Below are 25343 nucleotides of genomic sequence, written 5' to 3'. Positions count from 1 at the left end.
GTTTGGCCAGCTCGTTGGCGATGAAGAAATTGCCGATACGCCATTCGCCAGCAGGTGCTTTTACATCCTGCACGCTTCCAACTGAAGGATCCACAGTCGCATATGGAAGCCAGCCTAGCCCGCTATATCTGGACGCACACCAAGAAGCAGCAGCTCTGGATATTGATGATCGTCGTGCTTTCGATGATCCCATATTTCATGTCTTTCGACCTGCCGAAGCTGATCGTCAACGGACCGATCCAAGGTCGCGGCTTCGAGCAACCGGGCGCGACCCAGCCATTCATGAGGCTACACTATAACCTGCCGTTCATTGGAGAGGTCCAGTTCTTCTCCGGTTTTCAGCTCGACCGCGAGGAGACCCTGTTTGCCCTGAGCCTTGTGTTCCTCTTGCTAGTCGTTATCAACGGCCTGTTCAAATTCTACATCAACACCTACAAGGGCCGCCTCGGCGAACGCATGCTGCGGCGTATCCGCTTCGATCTGGTCGACCGTGTGCTGCGGTTTCCGCCGGTTTACTTCAAGCGGGTGAAATCCGCCGAAGTGGCGACCATGGTGAAGGACGAGGTGGAGCCGCTGGGCGGCTTCATCGGCGACGCCTTCCTGCAGCCGGTACTGCTCGGCGGCCAAGCGCTGACGGCCATGCTGTTCATCATGATCCAGAACGTCTGGCTCGGAATGATAGCGGTCGTGATCGTGGCGATCCAGATCGTGCTCATCCCGCGAATGCGGCGGCGGCTGATCGTGCTCGGGCGCCAACGGCAGTTGACGGCGCGCGCGCTTTCGGGCCGGGTTGGCGAAATCGTCGACGGCATCGGCGCGGTTCACGTCCACGATACATCAAACTACGAGCGCGCCGACATAGCTGCCCGGCTCGGGCTCATCTTCAAGATCCGCTTCGATCTTTACCAATGGAAATTCATGGTAAAGTTCCTCAACAATTTTCTCGCGCAGCTCACGCCCTTTCTGTTCTACATGATCGGCGGGTATCTGGTCCTCCAGGGGCGGCTGGACGTCGGCCAGCTCGTGGCCGTGATCGGCGCCTACAAGGACCTGCCCGGACCGATGAAGGAACTGATCGACTGGGATCAGGATCGGCAGGATGTCCAGGTCAAATATCAACAGGTCGTTGAACAGTTCACCGTCGAAGGTCTCATCGCGCCGAGTATCATGGCATTGACGATCGACGATCCCGATCCGATGACCAAACCGCTGTCGGCGATCAATCTGTCCATAGCAGACGATGGCGGTGCGATGCTCCTCACCCGTATCTCCCTCCAGGTCAAGCCGGGTGAGACGGTGGCACTGGTCAGTACCGCAACAGGTGGAGCGGAGGCGCTTGCAGAAGCCTTCGCGCGGCTGATCTGGCCGGACAGCGGAAAGGTCGCTTCGGGCACCGACGACCTGCTTGAACTCCCGGAAGCAGTAACCGGCCGGCGCATATCGTACGCCTCGTCGGATGTTTTCCTGTTCCAGGCAAGCCTCCGCGACAACCTGCTCTACGGGTTGAAGCATGCGCCGCTGACATCGGTGCCTTATGACGGTGCTGCGGCAGATCAGCACCGCTGGAACATTCACGAGGCGCGCCGGTCGGGCAATCCGGATCTTGATATCCACGGCGACTGGATCAACTATGCTTCCGCTGGCGCTACCGGCCCGCACGACCTCTTTGAAGCCGTGCGCCGGGTGCTCGACGCGGTTGTTCTGTCGCGTGACATTCTGGATCTTGGCTTGCGCTCTTCAGCTGACCTCAAGCGTCACACGGAGCTTGCCAGGCGGATCGTTGAACTGCGTGCGGCGCTGCGGACCCGGCTGGAACAAGAGGGGCTGAGCGGGCTGGTGGTTCCTTTCGAACCGGGCGCCTACAACAAGGAAGCAACGATCGGCCAAAACCTGCTCTTCGGCGCTGCCGCCGGCCCCGAACTGGCCGACAGGGCGCTGGCGGCCAATCCCTATTTTGCTTCCGTGCTGAGGCAAGCCGGCCTCGACCGCACGCTCTACGAAATGGGCTTGGAGATCGCCAAACAGGCGATAGAGTTGTTTGCCGACCTGCCGCCCGATCACCAGTTCTTCCAGCAGCTCGCCTTCATGAGCGCGGAGGAGATACCCGCCTACGAAACCTTGCTGCAACGGCTCAAGAACCGTCCCTACGAGGCGGTTTCGGAGAACGATCGCGCCATGATCGTCACCTTGAGCTTTGCCTACATCGAGCCCCGGCACCGCTTCGGCCTGCTGAGCGACGAGCTGATGAGCAAGATCGTCGCTGCACGCAACCGGTTCTATGAAGACCTGCCGCCCGAGTTGCACAATGCGATCGAACGGTATGATCCTGCCAAATACATTGCCGCGGCCACGGTCATGGATAATGTCCTGTTCGGGCGTGTGGGCAACAATCATCCCGACGCGCCCGACCGCATACGCTCCATCGTCTATGACATTCTTGACGAACTCGGGCTTTATGGCGAACTTCTGGATGTCGGCCTGGACTTCAACGTCGGCTCCGGCGGGAGGCGGCTGACCGGTGGACAGCGACAGAAGCTCGATGTTGCCCGGGCCTTGCTCAAGCGTCCCGATTTTCTCATTCTCAACCGGCCGCTGTCGGCGCTCGACCAGCGCATGCAGGATAAGGTGCTGCGAAACGTGCTCGAGGAAGCCAGGCGCGACGGCCATTCGCCGGCAATTGTGTGGGTCGTGACGAATCCGGCAATGGCGATGATGTTCGATCGCGTTGTCGTCTTCGACTCGGGTCAATTGGCGGAAGACGGAACACACGAGACACTCTTGGCGGGGAACGGTATCTTCAAGGAACTGTTGTCATAGAGCAACGGACATTCAGATGGATCATTCTGCCGGTGCACGACATCGGGCTCGCCACCTTTCGCGTGGGTTTGCCTCGCCATCCCGGAAAGAGAATTGATTCCATCTGGGCGTCCCTTGCTCTAGTCTGGCAAACGCGAATTTTGGAAGGTTTGCGACAATGCTGCTCAAGGATGAAGTTGGAATGCTGCAACGCGTTCCCTTGTTCTCTGCCATCGAGCCGACAAAGCTCAAGCTGCTTGCGTTCACATCCGATCGTGTGAGCTACAGCGCGGGCCAGATCCTTTTCAGGCAGGGCGACGAGGGAGACGCCGCCTATGTCATCCTTTCAGGCAGAGCGGATATTCTTGTCGATTCCGATAGCGGACCGATAAAAGTTGCCGAACTGGAGCCAAATTCGATCGTTGGCGAGATCGCCATATTGTGCAACAGCTCCCGCACTGCCACCGTCAGAGCGGCAAGTCCGCTGGAAGCCTTGAGAATCCGCAAGGATCATTTCCTGAGGCTTATGAGGGAGTTCCCGGAAATGACCATCGAGATATTGCGGGTTCTTGCCGATCGCCTAAGCCATACGACCGCGGATCTGATCGACGCACGAAGCGCCAAATAACGAAGGACGGGCGCCCGATCCTCGCCGTCGTGACGGCACTGTCCTCTCGCTGAGAAGATCACCCGGAGAAAGCCTGTCTCGCCTAGCAGCAGTTGTTTGGATATGATGGGCGAAGGGGTAGCATGGACGACAACGTTTTCCTGGTCGGGTTTTGGGGTGTCCGCGGCAGCATTTCGGTATCAGGGCCAGAATTCTCTCGCTATGGCGGCAACTCAATCTGCGTCGAAATGCGATGCGGTAAGCATACGCTTCTGTTCGACGCAGGCTCTGGCCTACGGCCTGCCGGCGCGGCACTTCAGGCGTTGGGCGTGACCGATTTCGACCTGCTTTTCACCCATTGCCATTACGATCACATCATCGGGTTGCCGTCTTTTGCGCCGATCTATGATCGGGGCGCCAAGGTTACGCTTTGGTCCGGGCATCTTGCAGGACACATGACGACCCGGCAGATGGTCGATGAGTTCATGCAGCCGCCGTGGTTTCCGGTGAAACTGGAAGCCTGCAAGGCAAGCCTCGACTATCGCGATTTCGTATCCGGAGACGTGCTTCGCCCGCGCGAAGGGGTGGTGGTCCGAACCGGCAGTCTTATCCATCCGGGCGGCTGCATAGGCTACCGGGTCGAATGGGGCGGCCGCGTCGTGGCGATGATCACAGACACTGAGCACGAGCCGGACAAACTCGATCAGGCGGTGCTCGGCCTGATCGAAGATGCCGACCTCGTCATTTACGATTGCACCTACACCGAGGAGGAAATGGAACGCCGCCGCGGTTACGGGCACTCGACATGGCAAGAGGGTGTCAAGCTCTGTGAGGCGGCCGGTGCGCGCAGGCTTGCCCTGTTTCACCACGATCCGACACGGACCGACGAGGAACTGGACGAGATCGAGAAACTGGCCAAAGACAGGTTTACCGGCGCTTTTGCCGCGCGGGATGGCCAGACGCTCAAATTTCCAGTCTCATTGCGCAAAAAGCGCTGAGCTGTTTTCCTCTATCTCTTTGTTTTGACGCAATTCCGGACGGAAAACCATTCACACTTTTCCTGGAATTGCTTTACCGGCGCTGCGCCCGATCAATGTCCTGATCGGAAGCCATACGCAGGCTTCAGTCTGTGCGGTGACTGTGAACAGCCGTTCGAGGAAGAGCCAGGCCGATTCATCATGCACGAGATGGTGGGTGAGCAGGCCGGCCGGTTCGCCTCCATCGAATGCATGCTGCAACTGCGCGATGATGGCTTGAACCAACAGGCCATGATCGCGGCAGCCGCGCGTGCCATGCCAATCCATGATGTCGACATTGCTGTTGATGACCGCAAGTGAAGCCGGTCTTGGCGGCCCATAGACCGACAATGCCGAAAATCCTATCGATCCAAGGTCGGATACCAAGCCGGCGTCGATCCTGTTCCAGGGTGGCACCAGCATCGGAACGGCACGTGCGCCGTGCAGGCCGGTCATGTGCGACAGCCCGCGGGCCAGATCATCGAGCACCGCCTCGCGTGGCCGATGCGCGCCGAGCTCCTGCTTCTTCTGGCCCTCCGGAGCATGATTTCGGTGCGCCCAGCCATGGATGGCGACCGTGGCATGCGGCGCCTCGTCAAGCCGAACGACAAGCTTCTCGTCAGTCAGGGCGGGAATGACGGCCAGAGTCACCGGAACCGCGAATTCACCAGTGAGGTCGAGCAACCGATCAAGCGCAGGCGTCGGATCAACGCCGTCATCGTCGCGCAGCCAGAACTCTGCCTTACGGTCCGCCCGTTGCCAGTTCGCCAGCTCCTCCACCAAGGGTTGCCAGATTTGATCGGATGTCATGAGACCGGGATCTTCGCAAGAAGTTCGGCCAGACGCGCCGCCGCAGCACCGAGACAACGTTCTTCGAGGATGAAACGTCTGGCTTCTGCGGCCATGATGGATCTTTCGTCGTTACGGGTCAGAAGCCTTTCAATGGCAGAAGCGAACGCCGCCACATCGTCCGGCGGGGTGAGAAACCCGGCCTGGCCATCCCGCACGACCTCCGGCACGCCGGCGACATCCTGAGCCACAACCGGAAGGCCGGCGGCCTGTGCTTCAAGATAGGCAACGCCATAGGCCTCGCCGAAACCCGGCCAGACGTAAATTCCCCCACTGTAGAGGACATCCGGCACGGCGGCTGGCTCAAGCGCGCCAAGCCATTCGATACGCTCGGCGGGCAAGCCGGCGAATTGCGCTTTGATCTCCTCGCGGGCAGGTCCGTCCCCGACGATCGACATGGTCCAGGTCAGATGACCGATCGAACCGAGCGCCTGCGCCAGCATGCGATAGCTTTCGACTTTGTCGCCCGGGCGCATCATGGCGACGGTAACGAGGCGCGTCGGACAACCCCGTGCCGGTGTTTCCCGAAATAGCGATGTGTCGATGAAGGGCGAAAGCATGCCGAAAGCGGCGTCGGGTATCGCATCTGCCAGTCCCTGAAGATCCCTTTGCGTGAAGCAGATGTTCAGCGCCGCCTGTTCGACGGCTCGCGCCACCAACGCTTGCGTATCGGCCCACAAACCGGTGTTGCGCCGCCTCGAATAGGAGGCTTCCGCTGTCACATAGGGAACACCAAAGGCCAACGCCAGTTCGGGCCCGATCAGGTCGGGCGCCTTGTAATAGGGATGATAGGTGAACCACAGATCGGGCTTGCCGTCACGATCCCAAAGCCCTGCCAGCCGCGCGGCTTCCTCCCGGGCCTCGACCTTGAGCGCATCGAAACTTTTCGAATCCGGTTCGCGTAGATAGAAGCGCAATTCAGATGCCAGTTCGACGCTGTGCCCTCCATGCTCCAGCGCCTTGACCAGCATCCGTGCCATCTGACGGTCGCCTGAGGCAACGGGATGATTGGGCGACTTCAGCGGCGCGTAGAAGGCAATTCGCATCGCCGGACCCTATCATCGGAAAGCCTGCGCAAGTCAATTTCGAAGCATGATCGACTTCACCCTCAAGCACTGGAATGTGCTATCTGATGCTCATGGAAACAGCTGCCGCGTCCGACCCGTTTGTCGCTTCCCTACCGGTCTTCGCCAGGTTCGAAAGCGTTGCCGATATCGATAACTATCGGCCTCTCCCCGATGGCTGGGCGCTGGCCACCGCAGATATCGTCGGCTCTACCAAGGCGATCGAGGCGGGGCGCTATAAAACCGTCAATATGGCCGGTGCCAGCGTCATTTCGGCGCTGCTCAATGCGCTGGGTAGGCAAGATCTTCCCTTTGTCTTCGGCGGCGACGGCGCGCTCGTGGCGTTTCCCGGCTCGGCGCTGGAGATCACCCGCAACGCGCTGGCGGCTGTCCAGAGATGGGTGGCGGACGAACTGGATCTGACCTTGCGTGCCGCAATCGTGCCGATAAAGGATATAAGAGCGCAAGGCCTCGACGTTCGCGTGGCGAGGTTCCAGGCCTCCGATGCAGTCTTCTATGCCATGTTCGCCGGAGGTGGCGGCAGTTGGGCGGAAGCCGAGATGAAAGCGGGGCGCTACCGCATCGATCCTGCGCCGGCCGGCGCGCGGCCGGATCTGACCGGCCTCTCCTGCCGCTGGAACCCAATCGAAGCCCGGCATGGCGAAATTGTCTCGATCATAGCCATACCGGGGGCGTCGCGCGACTTGCGCGGTTTTCAGTTTCTGGTTTCCGACATTATCGCCCTAGCCGGCAGGCAGGAACGCGATGGCCACCCGGTGCCAGTGAACGGGCCGAACTACAGTTTGCTGCCCGCCGGCCTCGATATCGAGGCGCGGGCCATGGCGCCGGCAGGACGGCGGTGGCTGTCGAAGCTGTGGATAGTGTTCCTGATGACGCTTACGGCTGTTACGGATAGATATGGCTGGACGATCGGCAGATTCGATCCGAAGATCTACAAACGCGAAGTGGCCAGCAATTCGGATTTCCGGAAGTTTGACGATGGCTTGAAGATGACCATCGACGTTGACGCGGATGTGTTGCAACGGATCGAGAACCGGCTGAAACAGGCGGAAGAGGCGGGCATCTGCAACTATGGCCTGCACCGCCAGAAATCGGCCTTGATGACATGCCTCGTCGCATCGCCGCTGCAGCGCGATCACGTTCATTTCATCGATGGCGCCGCCGGCGGCTATGCGATGGCTGCCGCAAGCCTTAAGGCGAAGGTGCCGGTCTGACGGCTTGCGGACATCGATTTTCCGCAATATGCCTCGGTGACCGGTGAGCCTCACCATGGAAGCGGACGGCCTGTCCGAATTGACGGGAAGCACATTTTTGGACGCCTCACGATCGACATATGACCGTCTTCTGAACCGGATTTCGACGCGTGCCGCGCAAGTCGGCGTGATCGGACTGGGCTATGTCGGGTTGCCGCTGGCGGTTGCGATCGCACGCGCCGGCTTCCCCGTTTCCGGCTTCGACATCGAAGCCCAAAAGGTCGAGAGCCTGAACAACGGCCAATCCTACATCGAGGCGGTGACGTCGACAGCCCTTGCCGGCCAGGTGGCGAGCGGACGGTTCCGCGCCACTGCGGATTTTGCCGAACTGGCCGTCTGCGATGTCATCATCATCTGCGTTCCGACACCACTGACGAAACACCGCGAGCCGGATCTCTCCTTTGTCAGGAACACGGCAGGCACCATCGCGAAGCATCTGCGTCTCGGCCAGCTGATCGTGCTGGAATCGACCACCTATCCCGGCACCACCGACGACGTGATCAAGCCCATCCTGGAAAAAACCGGCTTGCGGTCGAGGATAGATTTCTTCCTCGGCTTCTCGCCCGAACGCGAGGATCCCGGCAACCGCAGCTTTGAAGTCGCGACGATCCCCAAGGTCGTGGCAGGTGACGGCACTGAAGCGGCGATGCTCGTGCAGGCTTTCTACCATGGCGTGGTCGAGACCGTCGTTCCGGTTTCCACCACGGCAACCGCCGAGGCGGTCAAGCTGACGGAAAACATCTTCCGCTCGGTCAACATAGCCCTCGTCAACGAGTTGAAGGTCGTGCTCGGTGCGATGGGAATCGACATCTGGGAGGTGATCGAGGCGGCAAAGACCAAGCCGTTCGGCTATATGCCTTTCTATCCTGGCCCTGGACTTGGCGGGCACTGCGTTCCGATCGATCCTTTCTACCTGACGTGGAAGGCGCGCGAATACGAACTGCCGACCCGCTTCATCGAGCTGGCGGCAGAGATCAACACGGCCATGCCGCGTCATGTGGTCGATGAACTGGCGAAGGCGCTGGACCGGCGCTGCGGCAAGGCGCTCAGCCGCTCGCGCATTCTCATCATCGGGCTCGCCTATAAGAAGAATGTGCCCGACATCCGCGAAAGCCCCTCATTGCGGCTCATTGAACTCATCGAGGAATGGGGCGGCAAGGCGGAATTCCACGATCCGCATGTTACCGAAATCCCGACCACACGGGAGCATATGGCGATCAAGGGGCGTCGCTCGGTCGAATTGACCGAGGTGGCCCTGAAGGATTTCGACGCTGTCGTCGTTGCAACCGACCACGACGCGATCGACTATCAGGCGATCGCGGATCACGCTCTACTGATCGTTGACACACGCAATATTTTTGGCCGCCTCGGGCTAGCCCGAGAGACGGTGGTGAAGGCCTGACGGCGTCCGAGCCGGCGAATTTGTGGCGGATCAAGGAGATTTCGAGATAGCATGAGCACAGCGCAAGCAGAAATTTCTGCCATTCTCATGGATAAGGTTGCCGATTGGCTGACGCAATCGGCGTTGGCGGGCGACGACCTGGAAACATTGGTAAGGGGCTTTTGTGAACGGCTGGCTGCTGCCGGCCTGCCGTTGAAGCGGGTGCATTTGAGCTTTTCGATGCTTCATCCGCTTTATGACGCGCTCGGCTTCACCTGGCTCCGCGGCCAGGGCCTGGAAGTGGAAGGCTTCCGCAAGGAGAACGGCGTTCATTCCGACAGATTCCTGACCAGCCCATACTACCATCTGCTCAGCCACAAGCTCGACCATCTGCGGCGCCGGCTCGACCCGTCGGTGCCGTCGGAATTTCCTGTCTTCGATGACCTCAAGCTGATGGGCGTCACCGATTACATGGCTTTCGTCCATCCCTTCAGCGGCAACACCAGTCAGGGCATGATCGGGTCTTGGTCCACCGACAGTGCCGCAGGCTTCAGCGACAGCATGATTGCGGCGCTGCTGCGCATCCAGAACCATCTCGCTATCGCAACCAAGATGGCCGTGCTCACCAAGCTTGCCGACAACATGATGACCACTTATCTCGGCGGCGACGCCGGCAGGCGCGTGCTCGACGGTCAGATCAAGCGCGGCGAGGGTGATACAATCCGGGCGGCACTGGTCATGGGCGACATGCGCGGGTCGTCAAGACTTGCCGAAACCTCCGGCCGCGAAGTCTATATCGATACGCTGAACCAGTTTTTCGACGCCGCTGCTGCGCCTTTCAATCGCAAGGGCGGGCAGATCATGAGTTTCATAGGGGATGGCTTCATTGCCGTTTACCCTTGCGCAAGGCACCGTTCACAGTCCGAGATCGCCTGCCAGGCCGCTCTTGCAGCAGCGCACAAGGCCACCGCGCGCATGATGGATCTCAATCTGCGCAGAAAGCAGCAGGGATTGAGCGACATAAACTATGGTATCGGCCTGCATGTCGGCAATGTGATGTTCGGCAATGTCGGGCTTACCGACCGGCTCACATTCTCCGTCTTCGGCTCGGCTGTAAACGAGGTCCAGCGCCTCCAGACCCTGACCAAGAAATATCCGCACAGCGTTCTCGCCAGCAAAGACTTCGCGAGCTATTGCGGCGCCAACAACTGGCTGGCGCTCGGTATGGAGGAACTGGCGGGCATCAGGCAGAAGCTAACGGTGCTTTCACCCGATTTGTCGGGTGCTCTCTCGTTCGACGAAGACGGTGCGGTGGAGCCGATTTACGACCGAATATCGGACGCCGAGCAGGTCATGCTGCTTCATCGCAATGCCGCGCGGCCGTCCGCGGGCGACCCGAGGAAGCTCCAGTAACCGCCACGATCTGATCCGAACGCGTTTGGTACGCACTCCGATCGCCGGTTCCGCCAGGGAACTGGCGACTGTTCGAATCCAAGTTGCTCTAGGCTGGCAATGCGCTAGTCTCGCCTTCTGGAGCGGCCAGAGTGGGGGCTGGTGTGAGAATGAATTTGGGCGTTGATCTGCTGCGGATCGAGGATGTTGGCATCTCTTTTGCCATTATAGGGGGACCGTTGCATGCCGTCAGGCGTGCGAATCTTCGCGTCTTGCCCGGCAAGGTTACCGCGCTTGTGGGCGAGTCCGGTTCCGGAAAATCGGTTCTCAGCCAGGCAGTGATGGGCATTTTGCCGAACACAGCCCATGTTCGCGGCCGTATCCTGTTTTCCGATCCTGAAAAGCCCGGCACGACGCAGGATATCCTGCAGATGCCGCGTGACGGACCCGAAATCCGGGCGTTGAGAGGCAGCCGCATCGGCAAAATATTTCAGGAGCCGATGACATCACTGTCGCCGCTGCATACGATCGGCAATCAGGTCAGCGAATCCCTGCAGATTCATACGCCCACGGCTCGGGTGGAGCGCAAGGCGCGGACCGAGGAAATGCTCGGACTTGTCGGCTTTCCCAACCCCAAGCGCGCCTATGACATGTATCCGTTTGAACTTTCGGGAGGATTGCGTCAACGCGCCATGATCGCCATGGCGCTTATCTGCCGGCCCGCCCTGTTGATCGCCGACGAGCCGACAACGGCGTTGGACGTCACCATCCAGGCGCAAATCCTGCAATTGCTGCGCGAGCTTCAGACGAAGCTGAACATGGCGATGCTGCTGATCACGCACGACCTTGGCGTAGTCGCCAATGTCGCCGACGAGGTGGTGGTCATGTACCATGGCGAGATCATGGAAGCGGGACCTGTGGAGGCGATATTCCGCCGGCCGGGCCACCCTTACCTGAAGGGCCTGATGGCAGCCGTTCCGCATTTCGACCTGAAGCCCGGCGAAAGGCTAAAGGCGCTCCGCGAGGTGCCGGTGAATGTCGGGAACCTGCTCGGCAAGCAGACGGCGCCGGCATCGAAGGGGCCGGACGACCTCCTGCTGTCGGTCAGGGATATGACAAAGACCTTCACGATCCGCAAGTCCGGATGGTTCGGCGGAGGTCATCAAACCTCTGTTCGCGCCGTGGACGGCGTGAGCTTTGATATCAGGCGGGGCGAGTGCCTGGGTCTTGTCGGCGAAAGCGGCTCCGGCAAAACCACCGTCAGCAAGGTCCTCATGCGGGCTGTCACCCCTAGCGGCGGCTCTGTGATCTTCAACGGCCGCGATGGTCCGATCGACGTCTTGAAAGCCGAGGGAGACGCTCTGCGCATGCTGCGCGCGAAAATCCAGATGGTCTTCCAGGATCCGGTTTCGTCGCTTTCACCTCGCATGACGGTGGAAAACATTTTGAGCGAGCCGCTGGAAATCCATCAACGTGGCAATGCCGCGTCCCGACTCGCCACGGTCAAGAACCTGATGCAGGCAATCGGACTCGACCCGCGCTTCATAAAGCGTTATCCGCACAGTTTCTCCGGCGGACAGCGTCAGCGTATCGGCATCGCGCGCGCGTTGGCGCTGGGGCCTGAACTCCTGATCTGCGACGAGCCAGTTTCGGCACTCGATGTCTCTGTCCAGGCGCAGATCCTGAATCTTCTGAAGGACCTGCAGAAGGAACTGGGCCTGACCTACCTGTTCATATCCCACAACCTGGCGGTGGTGGACTACATGGCAGACCGCATCGCGGTGATGTGCGGCGGGCGTATCGTCGAGCTAGCGCCGCGCGAAATTCTGCTTAGGAAACCGGTCCACCCCTACACGCGCTCACTGGTCGCCGCAGTCCCTTTCCCCGATCTCGACAGGCCGATGGATTTCAAGACTCTGAAGCTCAGCGGCGCTTCCGACACCAGCGCATGGGGACCGCAATTCCGCGACCAGGGCGACGAGGACATGCTGTCGCCGCTCGATCTTGGCGGCGGCCACCTCGTGCTGGCGCGACGTTCGGCCGATGTCAGCGAGCTACGCCATTGATCAGCCGGCGCACCGTCCTTGGACTCATGGCTTCGGCATTTCTGCCGGGCACGTTGCGCGCCGGCGATCTGGAGCCGGAATTTCTTCAGCCGCAGCTGAAGGCCAGGGCGCTGCCGGCACTCGCCGAACGCCTGCCCAAGCGCCCGCGCGCGTTGAATCTCGCTGCGATGGGCCGGCAGCCCGGCCAATATGGCGGCACTCTGCGCACGATCATTGGCAGCCAGAAAGATATCCGGATGATGACGATCTACGGGTACGCTCGCCTGGTCGGCTATGACGAAAAGCTTAACCTGCAAGCCGACATTCTCGAAAGTTTCGATGTAGCGGATGATCGTGTCTTCACTTTCAAGATACGAGAAGGACATAAATGGTCTGACGGTAGCCTGCTGACGTCGGAGGATTTTCGCTATTGCTGGGAAGATGTCTGGCTGAACGATGAGCTTTCGCAAGGCGGGCTCGCCCCGGCCCTGCTGGCGGACGGCAAGCCGCCACGCTTCGAGATCGTCGATCCGTTGACGGTCCGCTACAGTTGGGATGCGCCCAATCCCGACTTCCTGCCCAAGCTCGCCGCTGCTTCGCCCCTATCGCTTGTTCTGCCGGCCGCCTATCTCAAGCAGTTCCACAAGAAATACCAGGATCCATTCCGGCTCGCCGGCCTAATGAAGGAGAACCGGGCCAAGAAATGGACGCTCTTGCATATCCGCATGTCGCGCCAATATCGCCCGGAGAACCCGGAACTGCCGACGCTCGATCCCTGGCAGAACCGGACCAAGCCGCCGGCTGAGCAGTTCGTCTTCGAGCGGAACCCGTTCTTTCATCGAATAGACGAGAATGGCCGGCAACTGCCCTATGTCGACCGGATAGTCATGAACGTCAGCTCGTCGGCGATCATTTCCGCTAAGACCGGTGCGGGCGAGAGCGACCTGCAAGGCATGGGAATTGACTTCACCGATTACGCCTTCCTGAAGGATGCGGAGAAGCGCTACCCGGTGAAGATGCATCTCTGGAAACGCACACAAGGTTCGCGGCTGGCGCTGCTGCCCAATCTGAATTGTGCCGACCAAGTGTGGCGCGGCCTTTTTCGTGACGTGCGCGTGCGCCGCGCACTTTCGCTCGCTGTGGACAGGCGCGAGATCAATTTGGCCGTGTTCTATGGATTGGCGCAGGAAAGTGCCGATACGGTCCTGCCGGAGAGCCCGCTCTACCGGCCGGAATTCGCGAAAGCCTGGGTCGCCCATGATCCCGACCAGGCCAATGCCCTGCTCGACGAGGTCGGGCTTCAGGCGCGTGACGATGACGGCCTGCGGATACTTCCCGACGGACGCCCGGCGCAGCTCGTAGTGGAAACGGCAGGCGAAAGCACGCTGGAAACCGACGCGCTCGAGCTCATCACTGATCACTGGCGCAAGATCGGCATCGCCCTGTTCATCCGGACTTCGCAGCGCGACATCTTCCGCAGCCGCGCGCTTGGTGGCCAGATCATGATGTCGATGTGGTCGGGCATCGACAACGGCGTGCCGACCGCCGACATGAACCCCTACCAACTGGCCCCCACCGTCGACGACCAGCTCCAATGGCCGCTCTGGGGTGCTCACTACTTGTCCCGTGGCAAGGTCGGCGAAGCGCCCGATCTTCCGCCCGTGGTCGAGTTGATGGATTTACTCAAGCGCTGGAACGCATCGACCGAAGCCACGGAGCGCGCCGAGATCTGGAATTCAATGCTGTCGATCTATACCGATCAGGTGTTTTCGATCGGCACGGTGAACGGAACGCATCAGCCGGTTCTGGCATCCTCGCGGCTGCGCAATCTGCCCGACAAGGCGCTTTACGGCTACGACCCGACCGCCTATTTCGGTGTCTATATGCCGGATACATTCTGGCTTGGAGAGTCCTGAGCGTGCTTCGATATTTGGTCTGGCGCATCGCCGTGATGGTTCCAACGCTGCTGGTCATATCGGCACTGGTGTTTACGATCATCGAACTTCCCCCAGGCGACTATTTCGACAGCTATGTTGCCGAGCTTCGGGCTCAGGGCGAAGCGGTGGATTCCGATCGCATCGAGATGATGCGCAAGGAATATGGTTTCGACAAGCCACCGGTCATTCGCTACTTCTACTGGGTCGGCGGGATGCTGCACGGCGATTTCGGCTATTCCTTCGAATATGAGCTGCCGGTTCGCGACGTCGTCGGGGACCGAATGTGGCTGACGGTGCTGGTTTCCTTCGTCACGATCATCTTTACCTGGCTCATTGCCTTTCCGATCGGCATGTACTCCGCCACGCATCAATACAGCTGGGGCGACTACGGCCTGACTTTCTTCGGCCTTCTCGGCCTTGCGATTCCGAACTTCATGCTGGCGCTGATCCTGATGTATTTCGCGAACATCTGGTTCGGCACGTCTATCGGCCATCTCATGGACCAGCAATATCTCGGCGAGCCGATGAGCTGGGCCAAGGCGAAGTCGATCCTCGCCCATCTCTGGATTCCGGTCTTGATCATTGGCACCGGGGGCACGGCAAGCATGATCCGGCGGCTGCGCGCCAATCTGCTCGATGAGCTACATAAGCAATATGTCGTGACCGCGCGCGCCAAAGGCCTTCATCCCTTCAGGGCGCTGGTCAAATATCCGCTGCGCATGGCGCTCAATTTCTTCATCTCAGATATCGGCTCTATCCTGCCGGCCATCATCTCCGGCGCCGAAATCACGGCAATCGTGCTGTCTTTGGAGACGACCGGGCCGATGCTGATCAAGGCGCTGCAAAGCCAGGACATGTATCTGGCAGGGTCGTTCCTGATGTTCCTCGCCTTTCTGACGGTCATCGGCGTCCTGATTTCCGACCTGGCGCTGGCGCTACTTGATCCGCGAATTCGTTTGCAAGGCGGCAGCACCAAATGAACACGCAATCGCCGCTGCCCGCTCCGGGTGCCCCACTGCAACACTACGTTTCCATCGAGCCCTTTGACCTGCAGTCGGTCGAGGCGATGACGCCGGAGCAGGAGAAGGTCTTTCAGGCGTCGCAGCTGCGGCTGATGTGGTGGAAATTCCGCCGGCACCGGCTTGCCCTTGTATCCGGCATATTCCTGGCAACGCTTTATTTCGGGATACTGATCTGCGAGTTCCTGGCGCCCTACGATCTGCACACGCGCAACATGGACTACATCTATTCGCCGCCGCAACGGGTGCACCTGTTCCACAACGGCCAGTTCGTCGGGCCGTTCGTCTATGGCCGCCAAATGACGCTGGATATGGACACGCTCAAGCGGAACTACATCGAACAACACGATGATGTTCAGCGGATCCGCTTCTTCTGCAAGGGCGACAAGTACCGGTTCTGGGGCCTGATCGAAGGTGACAGGCATTTTGTCTGCCCCGCCGAAAACGGCCAGCTCTTTCTGGCCGGCACTGACAGGCTGGGGCGCGATGTGCTCTCGCGCATCATCTATGGCGCACGCATTTCACTGACAATAGGCCTCGTCGGCATCAGTTTCAGCTTCCTGCTCGGCATTGTCATCGGCGGACTGGCCGGCTATCACGGCGGTATCTTCGATCTGATCGTTCAACGGATAATCGAAGTTCTGCAATCGATCCCCAGTATTCCGCTATGGCTGGCTCTGGCGGCGATCATGCCGATAACCTGGAGTCCGATCCTGATCTATTTCGGCATCACCGTCATCCTCGGGCTGCTCGACTGGACCGGACTGGCGCGGGCCGTGCGTTCGAAGCTTCTAGCCTTGCGCGAGGAGGATTACGTTCTGGCCGCGCAATTGATGGGCGCCAGAAGCAGCCGCATTATACGGCGGCATCTCATCCCCGGCTTCATGTCGCATCTGATCGCGACGGCAACGATCTCCATACCCGGCATGATCCTGGGCGAGACAGCGCTGAGCTTCCTCGGGCTCGGCCTGAGGGCGCCGATAACCAGCTGGGGCATCCTGCTCACCGAGGCGCGCAGCGTCAGCGTGATCGCGTTCTATCCATGGCTGCTTTTGCCGATGCTCCCCGTCGTTCTCGTCATCTTGGCGTTCAACTTCCTCGGCGACGGGTTGCGGGACGCCGCGGACCCCTACAAGTGACATCGCCATTCCGCCGCGCGCCGCGCCGCCGACTCCACCCGGTATGATCCTTGTCGGCAGCCTGTTCGCTTGTTGCAGTGTTCATCGTTCGCCTCTACACGCGGCAAGACTCGATCGGGGTTTAACACGTCGCCTCTGGTTTCAGCCGCGAAACGCTCTGGTCGGAGCAGTTGATTTCGTGGACTTGTTCAGGAGATACAATCGCGCATGAGTCGCCTCGACAGTTTCATCCGGAGGATGACCGCACAGCGCGACATACTCGATCATGTCTGCGCCGAGGTGGCGAAGATAGAGGGCCCCGTGCTCGAGCTCGGCCTCGGTAATGGCCGGACGTTCCACCATTTGCGCGAGCGCCTGCCCGGACGCCGGATCGTAGCGTTCGACCGCGCACTTGCCGCACACGCCAGCTCAATTCCCGAAGCTGAAAACCTCGTGCTCGGCGAAATACGCGAGACGGCGAGCAGGTTCATTGGCATCGACGCCGCCCTTGTTCATGCCGACATCGGCACCGGCTATGAAGATCGCGATGCAGTGATCTCTACCTGGCTTCCCGATCTGACCGCGCGCCTACTTCGCGTCGGCGGCATCGCGGTCAGCGGCACGCCGCTCGATCACCCGCAGTTGCAACGCCTCCCGCCGCCACCTTCGGTTCCCGCCGATCGTTATTTTATCTATAGGCGTGTGTGAGGGGCCGGGACGAGCCAAATCTTCAGGGCCAAGCCTTCAGGGGCCGAACCTTCAGGGGCCAAACCTTCAGGGGATCGTGTATACTGCTATCTCCCGGTCAATGCCGCGCAGCGAGACCTCGTGGGGCACGGGCGTCAGCGCATTCCTGTGCAAGAGATCAGCGGTGAGATTGTCGTCGACCACCGCTCGAGTGGCGAAGATCGCCTGTGCGTTGGCAAGGTTCTGGACCCGCGAAGCAATGTTGACCGTCTGGCCGAAATAGTCCTGTCGCTCATTCATAGACACGGCGATGCAGGGGCCGGCATGGACTCCGATCTTGAGCAGCAGATCCTCGCGTCCGCTCTTGTCGTTGAGCGTACGCATGGCATCGCGCATCCTGAGGGCTGCAGCGATCGCACGATCAGGCGTCGCGAAGGTCGCCATCACCGCATCACCGATCGTCTTCACCACCGCGCCTGCCTCCGCCGTGACGATCTCGTGCAGAACCTGGAAATGCTCGCGCACGAGATCGAAGGCTGAAAGGTCGCCCACCCGCTCGTAAAGCTCGGTCGATCCGCGCAGGTCGGTGAACAGGAACGTCAGGCTGGTGATCTTCAGGCGCTGGTTGATGTCGAGTGTATCCGTGCGATAGAGATCGCGGAACGTCTGGTTGGTGAGCAGGCGCTTGGCGGTCAGGAAGGGCCGGCGTTTTCCCAGGAAATCATGCAATGCCTGGCTGGCGATGAAGACCGTCGGCAGCACGCGGGTGTCGGTCCGGTTTTCCAGCGAAATGCGCAACGGGCCGGGTTGCATCTCCAGCGTCTGGTTCTGGACATGGTCGCGGTCGAAAACCAAAGAGAGGCTCCGGCGCTCCTTTGTTGGTTCGCCCTTCCCGTCAATGAACTGCGCCGAGTGGGTGACCGGCTCGAAGACGATGATGAATTCGGACGGAAGCTGTATGGGCAGAACCGCCTTTTCACCGGGCGCAAGCTCGATATCCTCCAGCGAGAACGTTTCCATCTTTTCCGCGAAATGCTCTTCCGGCAGATCGACGCCGGACGCCCAGTAGATCTGGCGGAAATATTCCGCCACCGGCAGTTCGTGTGGATTGTGGGCGGCAATCCTGCGCACGCGAGGACTGACGGTGAATGTCACCTCGACCATCTCGTCGAGGGTCGGTGAATAGCCCTCGGAGCACAGCGCGCAGGTGTATTCGTCCCTTTGCAGGGTTTTCAGCGTGGCGTTGGTGTCGAGCACGCCGCCACAGCCGGGGCACAGAACATTCCAGGAAATGTCGAAGATGCCCACCCGCGCGGCATGGAGAAAGGCGCTTATTGCGCGCTCCTCGTCGAGGCCATGCTTGCTGGCGAAGGCTGGCGCATTGATGCGGCAAAGTTCGCGGTCCTCGCCCTCCGCGATGGTTCGCTTGATCGCGTCGATCGCCTGTGGATCGACATCGGCCGATTTTCGCAGAAGAGAGAACAGATCCTGAGCTTCGTTCATTGTGCAGGCTCCGGAAAATGCACCCCGTGGCGTTTTGACCGGACCGGTCTTTGGTCCGAATGCTCCATCTTACTTCGAAACGAACCGTACGGCCATTCGAATGGATAAGCCTGGTGACCGTTCACTTAGACCGATTTCAACCGGCCGCAAGCAGCATTATGATGGTCCATGGAGCCTTCATCTTTGGGATTTTCTCCCATGCCGACATCGGACAATCCGCCATTTCCCGCGGCCCTGCGCCTTTTCTCTGCGGTCGTCATCATCGTCCTGATCGTAGGCGCCGGCCTGTTTTTCGTGCCTGTTCTGGTCAAACCGGGCTGGCCTTGGGCCGTCACGCCGTTCAATGCGCGCTTCCTCGGCGGCTTCTACACCGCCGAAATGGTCGTGATGGCGGCGCTGCTGGTCTGGAATCGCTGGTCGCCCGGCAGGCTCGTGCTCGTCATGGCCTTCATCTTCACCTTCATCGTGTCGGTGGCTTCGTTCATCAATCTCGGCTATTTCAACTTCGAGCGCAAAGCGCCCTGGCTGTGGTTTTTGGTCTATCTTGCTTCGGTCGCGGTATCCGGGCTGTTCCTGTGGCGGGCCAGAGCCCGTCCTTCTGCGAAAGGCGTGACCTTAAATCCCGCATGGCGCGGCTACATGCCGGTGGAATCCGCGATCCTTGGGCTCTATGGCGTCGGCCTGTTGCTGTTTCCGCTGACATTCAGTGGCATCTGGCCATGGCCGATCGATGCCTTCCACGCTCAGGTCTACAGCGCAATCTTCCTCGCCGGTGCGGGCGGTATATATCTCGTCTGGAGAAGCGCGCCGCGCGAGGAACTGCTGGTGCTCGGGTTGGCACAGTTTCTGGTTGGCCTGCTTGCCATCCTCGGCGTCGTCATCACCGACGCTGCGGTGCACCGGATCGACTGGACGGCGATCGGGACATTGTGCTGGCTCACGCTTTTCGGCTGGATCGGCATCAGCGGCGTCTTCAAACTCTACGCCGCCTCCCGGTATTTCAGCTCGCAATCGGCATCATAGGTTGAGAGACGGCTGGATTTTCAGGTGGCGTCCGGTGCATCGTACCGGGCCGATTGCCTTCGCCGGGAACGCCATGACCAGCACGACGTCGCCACCCTCCGAGAAAAGCCAGCCGCTGCTCCGGTCCGTCCGGCCAAGCGATGCAGAGGCGCTTTGCGCTATTTTCAACATGCCGGGCTTCCGCCAGGGCACGCTCAGGATGCCTTTCGAGATGGTGGAGCAGGTGGCGCGGCGCATCGCCAAGTCCGGCCCGGAAACCACCTGGATCGTTGCCGAGCTGGACGGCAAGGTCGTCGGCCATGGCAGCCTGGTCGTGCAGGGTTCACCGCGCCGTTCGCACATCGGCGAGATCAATATCGGCCTTGACGATGCCTTTGTTGGCAAAGGTATCGGCTCTGCCATACTTGGCGCGCTGCTTGACGTGGCCGACAACTGGCGCGCCCTGAAGCGAGTCGAATTGACCGTCTATGCCGACAACGAACCGGCCCTCCGTCTCTACAAGAGCCACGGCTTTGAGATCGAAGGCCGGCATGTGAAGGCCGGCTTTACCGACGGGCAGTACCACGACCTCCTGAGCATGGCCCGGCTGCGGTTCTAAGATCCGCTGTTTGCCTTGGCTGTTTAGCCAATCTGACAATTTGTGCCGAGTCAGCGAACAGGGCTGCATCCAGCAAGTCTGGTCTCGCTTGGCGTTTACACCGCAAGCGGCTAGACGGGACCAATGACCGCCGTCTTTGATCCAACCCCTACCCCTCCGCTGGAAATTCTGGCTGTGCTGTCGCTGCTCTGCCCGGAGGTCGTGCGCGACATCGAGCAGAACTGGAATGCACCGGTTTCCGATTACGCCCGCCATCTGTGGCGGCCGGTGGCAAGGCCTGCATCGGGCCCGGCGATCGCTGCCCGCTCGATCCTGCGCGAAGTCCTGCATCAGCGCCTCGATAGGATCATGCGGCCTGAGGAGATCGGCAAAGCCCTCGACGAGTTCGAGCACAGACCGGTGATTCAGTCCGGCCTGCACTGCCTGCTTCTGATGGACCGGATCACCTTCGATGCCCTCCTGCTTGCCTGGCTCGGCGCGGTCGAAAACGGGCTGTCGGCCTTCGTCGGCTTCATGGGAACGACGATGACCATGGAGACAGTTGGCCGGGAGGGGCCGGGATGGCTCGATGTCGGCGACGACAAGGTCAACCTGTTCGGCATGGGGCGCCACAAACTGTGCCGCAAAAGCGCCTGCGTGGCCGGTCCCGTCTCCCTCAACAAGCGCGCGCTCGAAGCGGTGGGCGATGAAACGGATGCCAGCCGCTGGCTGGGCACACTGCTTGCCAGCCAGGACAAGGTGTTTGAAACCGCCGCCGATGCGCTGACTGCCCTGAACCACGATCTGGTCGCCAATTGGGATCGTGCCGGCATGGCCCTGCCGGTTTTCATCGATGATCGGGCCGCCGCGGCTGCCATGGCGCGGCATCTGGAATATGACGGCGGCCTTCTTTCCAGACTGCTCATTGAACCCGCAAGACGCCAGCGTCTCGAACGTGCCTGGCAAGAGGCCGCATCGAGCCCATTTGGCAGATTCCTGCCCAATGCCACGGACTATTTCTGGGGCATTCGCGAGGAGCGCGTGCGCAAACTCGTTCTCGAGAACGGGCACCTGATCGAGCCCGACAGGCCGCAAGGTCTTTCCATCCCGTTCGAGCGGCCGTATCTCAGGCAGGCGCTGCTGGACGGCGTGCTGCTGCCGAACTTGTTCCTGACGTTCCTCGTCCTTGCCATATTGCCGCGCGCGCGGGTCGTGGGGGGCCTGAGACAGATTGGCTATGTAGCGCTTTTCCACTCGATCCTTCTGGCCGCGCTAGACGAAAACGCGCCGGAAGAGCGCGATCTGGCTGCGGAGCTGCAGGTTCGGGAAAATGCCTGGGGCATGCGGGTCATCGATGAAAAGATCTCAGTCCGCGAGCAGCTTGCCGGCCTGCCGGAAGGAGCGCTCTTCCCGGACCTGCTCCGGCAATACCGATTGCGGACATTTGCCGAGACGACCGACGACCTGAAACTGGTTCGCGAAAACGCCAGATGGCGCAAGATCGGCCAGGCAGAGATCAAGCCGACCTGAGCCTAATTCGCAACCGCAAGCTGACAGCGTTTGCGAGCCAGCCGTTGTATCAAGAGGTCATGGGAGCGCTCTGCCACCGGACCCACACGGATGGCTCGATGCCCATTTGCGCTGCCGCTTGCTCGTCGACGGCTATCGGTGCATCCTTGTGAATAGCCTGGCCGTGAAGTGCGGGCGAGATCACGCCGTCACGGCCACTAGTGAGGTCTTGTTCGATGGACTGCTCGGGCTGCGGTTTCGAGATTGAGGGCGGTTACGCCTTCTGTCCGAGGTGTGGCAGGCGCCAGCCCGTGCCATGCGCCAGTTGCGGCTACACCTGCGCACCTGATTTCGAGTTCTGTCCGAAATGTGGGGCAAGCGTCGGTGCGCCCGCAAAAGCCGTCGAACGGCCTGCTCCGGCACCAAGCCGGACCATTGTGCCGCCTTCTCGAACTCCGTCGCTGCTTCCGAACATCGAAAGCGAAGAAGGGCTGCATCCCGTCTCCGACGCCGATCGCCGGACGGTAACGGTCCTGTTCGCCGACCTTTGCGGCTTCACGACACTCAGCGAGCAGCTCGACCCCGAGGTCATGCAAGCGCTGCAGAATAAACTGTTCAAGGAATTGACGGCGGCCGTGCGAAACTTTGGTGGTTTCGTCGACAAATTCATCGGCGATGCACTGCTCGCTTTGTTCGGTGCGCCGGTCGCGCATGAGGACGATCCGGAACGTGCGCTTCGCGCCGCTCTCGACATGATCGCCCGGACGGCGCGGCTCGGCGAAAGCACCCCCCACTCCGGCTCGCCTCTGTTACTCCACATCGGCATAAACACTGGTCCGGTCGTTACTGGCGGATTGGGCATCGGCACCGCCAGATCCTATTCGGTGACCGGCGACACAGTGAATACGGCGCAACGCCTGCAATCGCTGGCCGCACCGGGTGAGGTGCTGGTAGGCGAGCTCACTCACAGGCTGACCCGGCATGCCTTCTCTTACGAGTCGCTGGGTGATGTCGTGTTTCGCGGCAAGGCTGGCAGCGTGCTCGTCCATCGACTGGACGCACCGCTAGCGGTGCCACGCCCAGCGCGCGGGCTAGAGGCGCTCGGCCTCAGTGCGCCACTAATAGGTCGTGGTGCGGAGCTCAATAGAATGATGGCGAGCCTTGACCAGGCGTGCGGCGGCTCGGCCCAACTTGTCCGCCTCGTCGGAGAAGCTGGTATCGGGAAATCGCGGCTGGTGAAGGAGTTCGTCGCCCGCGTCGGCGACGAGGAGCGTTTTCGCAACGTCGTCGTGCGGCAGGCCACGTGCTCACCGCTGGGCGAACAATCTTTTGGCGCCTTGGGCGCCGTGGTGCGCAGCGCTGCCGGGATGATGCAAAACGACAATGGGGACGAAATGCGGGGGAAGCTCGCAGGCTTGCTTGCCGATCTCGGCCTGCAGGGCGAGGAGGCGATGCGGCTGATGCCTTTGCTCTATCATGTGCTCGGCCTTGGCGACCCCGATGCCACCTTGCAGCATGTCGAGCCTGAGCAGTTGCGGCGGCAAATTCTCTACGCAGTCCGCACAATCATCGAACGGCGGCTTGCGTTGTCGCCGCTGTTGATCGTCGTCGAAGACCTGCACTGGGCCGACGCCGTGTCGCTCGAGGCACTACGTTTCGTGATGGACAGGTTAGAACGCACGCGGTTGATGTTGCTGGTCACGCATCGTCCGGCGCCGGACAACGACCAGCTCGACTCAAGTCGGGTCAGTCACACAGCGCTCAGGCTTCCGCCGCTCAATAGTGATGACGGACGCAGGCTGCTCGCGGCGCTTTTCGGCGAGAGCTGGGTAAACTCCGCAGGAGGGCTTCTCGATCAAATCCTCGAGCGCGCGGGCGGCAACCCCCTTTTTGTAGAGGAGATTGTTCGCGGCCTTATCGATCGCGGTGTACTGATGCGAGAGGGCCAGCGATGGCGGACTGTGGCCGGCGAAGTCGCAACCGGCATCCCCGCCACTATCCAGGCGATGTTGCTTGCCCGCGTCGACCGGCTGCCCCCAGAGGTGCGCCGGTTGGCCCAGGAGGCCGCGGTAATCGGCCCGCGCTTCGATGCCACACTTCTGAAATCCGTGACGGCCGACCCCGGCCGGCTTGAAGCCGGCTGCGAACTGCTTTGCGATGCGGAAATCATCGAGGAAGTTGCCGGATCAGGCTCGGTCTCGTCGCAAAGCTACCGCTTTACGCAAACATTGCTGCAGGACGTGATCTACCAGAATCTGCTCCTGCAACGCCGGACCGACATCCACGGGCGGGTCGGTGCTGCCTTGGAGCAACTGTGCGGCGACAAGCCGGAACGGCTCGAGGATTTGACCGTGCTCGGTCATCATTTCGCACAGAGCGCCGAGCGGGAGAAGGGCGCGCATTACCTGCAGGCGGCAGGCGATCGCGCTCGCATGATATACGCCAACGACGACGCCCTTCGTTTCTACGAGCGAGCACTGGCAGCATTGGACGCGATCGGGCAAGCACCGCTCAAACTGGCAATTGCAGAGCGCATTGCCGATTTGAGCGGCCCGGCAGGCCGCCGCGAGGTCGCGCACCACCACTACGAGACGGTGTTGCAGGCATACCGCGAATCGGCCAATCGCGTCGCCTCGGCGCGAGTTTTGCGTAAGATCGGTCGGCTGCTCTGGGACGTCGGCAAGCGGGACAAGGCAGAACCCTGCTATGCTGAGGCGGCAGCGCTCCTCGATGGGGCGGATGCCCCGATCGAGCAGGCGCATCTGTGGCAAGAACGTGGCCGACAGGCGTTCCGTAGCGGAGATCACGCTCTCGCGGCAAAATGGGCAGACGCGGCGCTGGATTGCGTACGCAATCTGACAACGGAGCATGTCTCCGAGGTCGGGTGTGATGCCACTCTTGTGACCGCCGAGGCACTCAATACCAAGGCTGTCGCGCTGGCTCGCCTCGGGCGAAACCGTGAGGCCGTGCGTCAGGTTGAGCGTAGCATTGAATTGGCCGAAGCCGCCGGTCTGCTGGGCGCGGCCTGCCGCGGCTACACCAATCTCGGCGTGCTATACACGACCATCGATCCGGCACAGGCGATGGAGGTCTGTCGGCGCGGTCTTGAAGTGGCGCGCCGTATTGGTGATTTGGGTTTCCAGGCGCGCCTCCTCGCCAATCTGGCGGTCGCTTGTTGTACTTTCACGGATCGCTGTCCAACGGAGGGCATACCTGCTGCCGAGAAGGCCATCGAGATCGACCGGGCGCTCGACCAGCGCGAGCACCTGCCGGTGCCGTTGATCGTGCTTGGGCAGATCCACCAGTGCAACGGCCGTCCGGACATGGCCGTTGGTTTGTTCCACGAAGCACTGGACGTAGCCCGCGAAACGGGCGAACCCCAACTGCTGTTTCCGTGCTATGATGGTCTTGCAACGCTTAATCTCGACCTCGACAATCTGGCCGAGGCCGAACGCTACTTTTCCCTGGCGCAGGGTATATGCGCCCAGCACGGGCTCGACCCGGAAGCGCTCGTGGTGCTGCCTTTTCTCGACTAGCCGGGGTTGG

Annotated in this window: 18 protein-coding genes; 15 read left to right on the top strand and 3 right to left on the bottom strand. The window is 60.8% G+C overall.

What is annotated here, in order from left to right; all coding sequences use genetic code 11:
- Positions 1-102: 102 nt before the first annotated feature.
- From NKH80_RS18820 to NKH80_RS18810, 3 genes are all read left to right on the top strand, one after another.
- Positions 103-2817, top strand: a complete 2715-nt coding sequence (locus tag NKH80_RS18820) for an ABC transporter transmembrane domain-containing protein (protein WP_352992909.1) — start codon at positions 103-105, stop codon at positions 2815-2817.
- 157 nt (positions 2818-2974) lie between these two features.
- Entirely contained in the window at positions 2975-3424 is a 450-nt protein-coding gene (locus tag NKH80_RS18815; RefSeq protein WP_023675957.1) for a cyclic nucleotide-binding domain-containing protein, read from the top strand.
- A gap of 122 nt (positions 3425-3546) precedes the next feature.
- Complete coding sequence (locus tag NKH80_RS18810; protein ID WP_352701987.1) at positions 3547-4401, top strand: MBL fold metallo-hydrolase; 855 nt, start codon at positions 3547-3549, stop codon at positions 4399-4401.
- Positions 4402-4452: 51 nt separating this feature from the next.
- Here the strand turns inward: NKH80_RS18810 and NKH80_RS18805 are convergent, their stop codons facing one another.
- Together NKH80_RS18805 and NKH80_RS18800 are read right to left on the bottom strand one after the other, a co-directional pair.
- Positions 4453-5229, bottom strand: coding sequence for a polysaccharide deacetylase family protein (locus NKH80_RS18805; protein ID WP_352752088.1), 777 nt, complete (start codon positions 5227-5229; stop codon positions 4453-4455).
- The gene (locus NKH80_RS18800) at positions 5226-6314 is read right to left on the bottom strand and encodes a glycosyltransferase family 4 protein (RefSeq protein ID WP_352506844.1); all 1089 of its coding nucleotides are present in this window, start codon (positions 6312-6314) and stop codon (positions 5226-5228) included. Before NKH80_RS18800 ends, NKH80_RS18805 begins: the two co-directional genes overlap by 4 nt.
- 74 nt (positions 6315-6388) lie before the next feature.
- Between NKH80_RS18800 and NKH80_RS18795 the strand changes: the two genes are divergently transcribed.
- The 8 genes from NKH80_RS18795 (at position 6389) to NKH80_RS18760 (ending at position 17206) form a co-directional block, all read left to right on the top strand.
- A complete protein-coding gene (locus NKH80_RS18795) occupies positions 6389-7567 on the top strand; it encodes a DUF3095 domain-containing protein (protein ID WP_352752086.1) in 1179 nt (392 codons plus the stop codon).
- Between the two features lie 97 nt (positions 7568-7664).
- A complete protein-coding gene (locus NKH80_RS18790; protein ID WP_352752084.1) occupies positions 7665-9008 on the top strand; it encodes a nucleotide sugar dehydrogenase in 1344 nt (447 codons plus the stop codon).
- A 51-nt stretch (positions 9009-9059) separates the two neighbouring features.
- Positions 9060-10400, top strand: a complete 1341-nt coding sequence (locus NKH80_RS18785; RefSeq protein ID WP_352752083.1) for an adenylate/guanylate cyclase domain-containing protein — start codon at positions 9060-9062, stop codon at positions 10398-10400.
- Between the two features lie 149 nt (positions 10401-10549).
- Positions 10550-12445 carry an ABC transporter ATP-binding protein gene (locus tag NKH80_RS18780; protein ID WP_254818873.1) on the top strand — a complete coding sequence of 632 codons (1896 nt, stop codon included), beginning with the start codon at positions 10550-10552 and terminating at the stop codon, positions 12443-12445.
- Positions 12442-14340 carry an ABC transporter substrate-binding protein gene (locus tag NKH80_RS18775; protein WP_352801166.1) on the top strand — a complete coding sequence of 633 codons (1899 nt, stop codon included), beginning with the start codon at positions 12442-12444 and terminating at the stop codon, positions 14338-14340. Before NKH80_RS18780 ends, NKH80_RS18775 begins: the two co-directional genes overlap by 4 nt.
- Positions 14341-14342: 2 nt before the next feature.
- A complete protein-coding gene (locus NKH80_RS18770; RefSeq protein WP_254818875.1) occupies positions 14343-15341 on the top strand; it encodes an ABC transporter permease in 999 nt (332 codons plus the stop codon).
- Complete coding sequence (locus NKH80_RS18765; protein WP_352992907.1) at positions 15338-16519, top strand: ABC transporter permease; 1182 nt, start codon at positions 15338-15340, stop codon at positions 16517-16519. Before NKH80_RS18770 ends, NKH80_RS18765 begins: the two co-directional genes overlap by 4 nt.
- Positions 16520-16726: 207 nt before the next feature.
- Positions 16727-17206, top strand: a complete 480-nt coding sequence (locus NKH80_RS18760) for a class I SAM-dependent methyltransferase (RefSeq protein ID WP_352475785.1) — start codon at positions 16727-16729, stop codon at positions 17204-17206.
- A 66-nt stretch (positions 17207-17272) separates the two neighbouring features.
- On the opposite strand, the gene NKH80_RS18755 is transcribed toward NKH80_RS18760, so the two are convergent.
- Positions 17273-18688, bottom strand: a complete 1416-nt coding sequence (locus NKH80_RS18755) for an adenylate/guanylate cyclase domain-containing protein (protein ID WP_352992905.1) — start codon at positions 18686-18688, stop codon at positions 17273-17275.
- Between the two features lie 198 nt (positions 18689-18886).
- Between NKH80_RS18755 and NKH80_RS18750 the strand changes: the two genes are divergently transcribed.
- The 4 genes from NKH80_RS18750 to NKH80_RS18735 all read left to right on the top strand — a co-directional run bounded on the left by NKH80_RS18750 (position 18887) and on the right by NKH80_RS18735 (position 25333).
- The gene (locus NKH80_RS18750; RefSeq protein ID WP_352992903.1) at positions 18887-19711 is read left to right on the top strand and encodes a hypothetical protein; all 825 of its coding nucleotides are present in this window, start codon (positions 18887-18889) and stop codon (positions 19709-19711) included.
- A 73-nt stretch (positions 19712-19784) separates the two neighbouring features.
- Positions 19785-20309 carry a GNAT family N-acetyltransferase gene (locus NKH80_RS18745; protein ID WP_302895874.1) on the top strand — a complete coding sequence of 175 codons (525 nt, stop codon included), beginning with the start codon at positions 19785-19787 and terminating at the stop codon, positions 20307-20309.
- Positions 20310-20432: 123 nt separating this feature from the next.
- A complete protein-coding gene (locus NKH80_RS18740) occupies positions 20433-21818 on the top strand; it encodes a hypothetical protein (protein WP_352506852.1) in 1386 nt (461 codons plus the stop codon).
- Between the two features lie 215 nt (positions 21819-22033).
- Positions 22034-25333 carry an ATP-binding protein gene (locus tag NKH80_RS18735; RefSeq protein WP_352992901.1) on the top strand — a complete coding sequence of 1100 codons (3300 nt, stop codon included), beginning with the start codon at positions 22034-22036 and terminating at the stop codon, positions 25331-25333.
- Positions 25334-25343 lie beyond the last annotated feature (10 nt).

This window comes from Mesorhizobium sp. M0904, assembly GCF_040319475.1.
Classification (GTDB): Bacteria; Pseudomonadota; Alphaproteobacteria; order Rhizobiales; family Rhizobiaceae; genus Mesorhizobium.
This window is presented reverse-complemented; position numbering and strand designations above follow the sequence as displayed.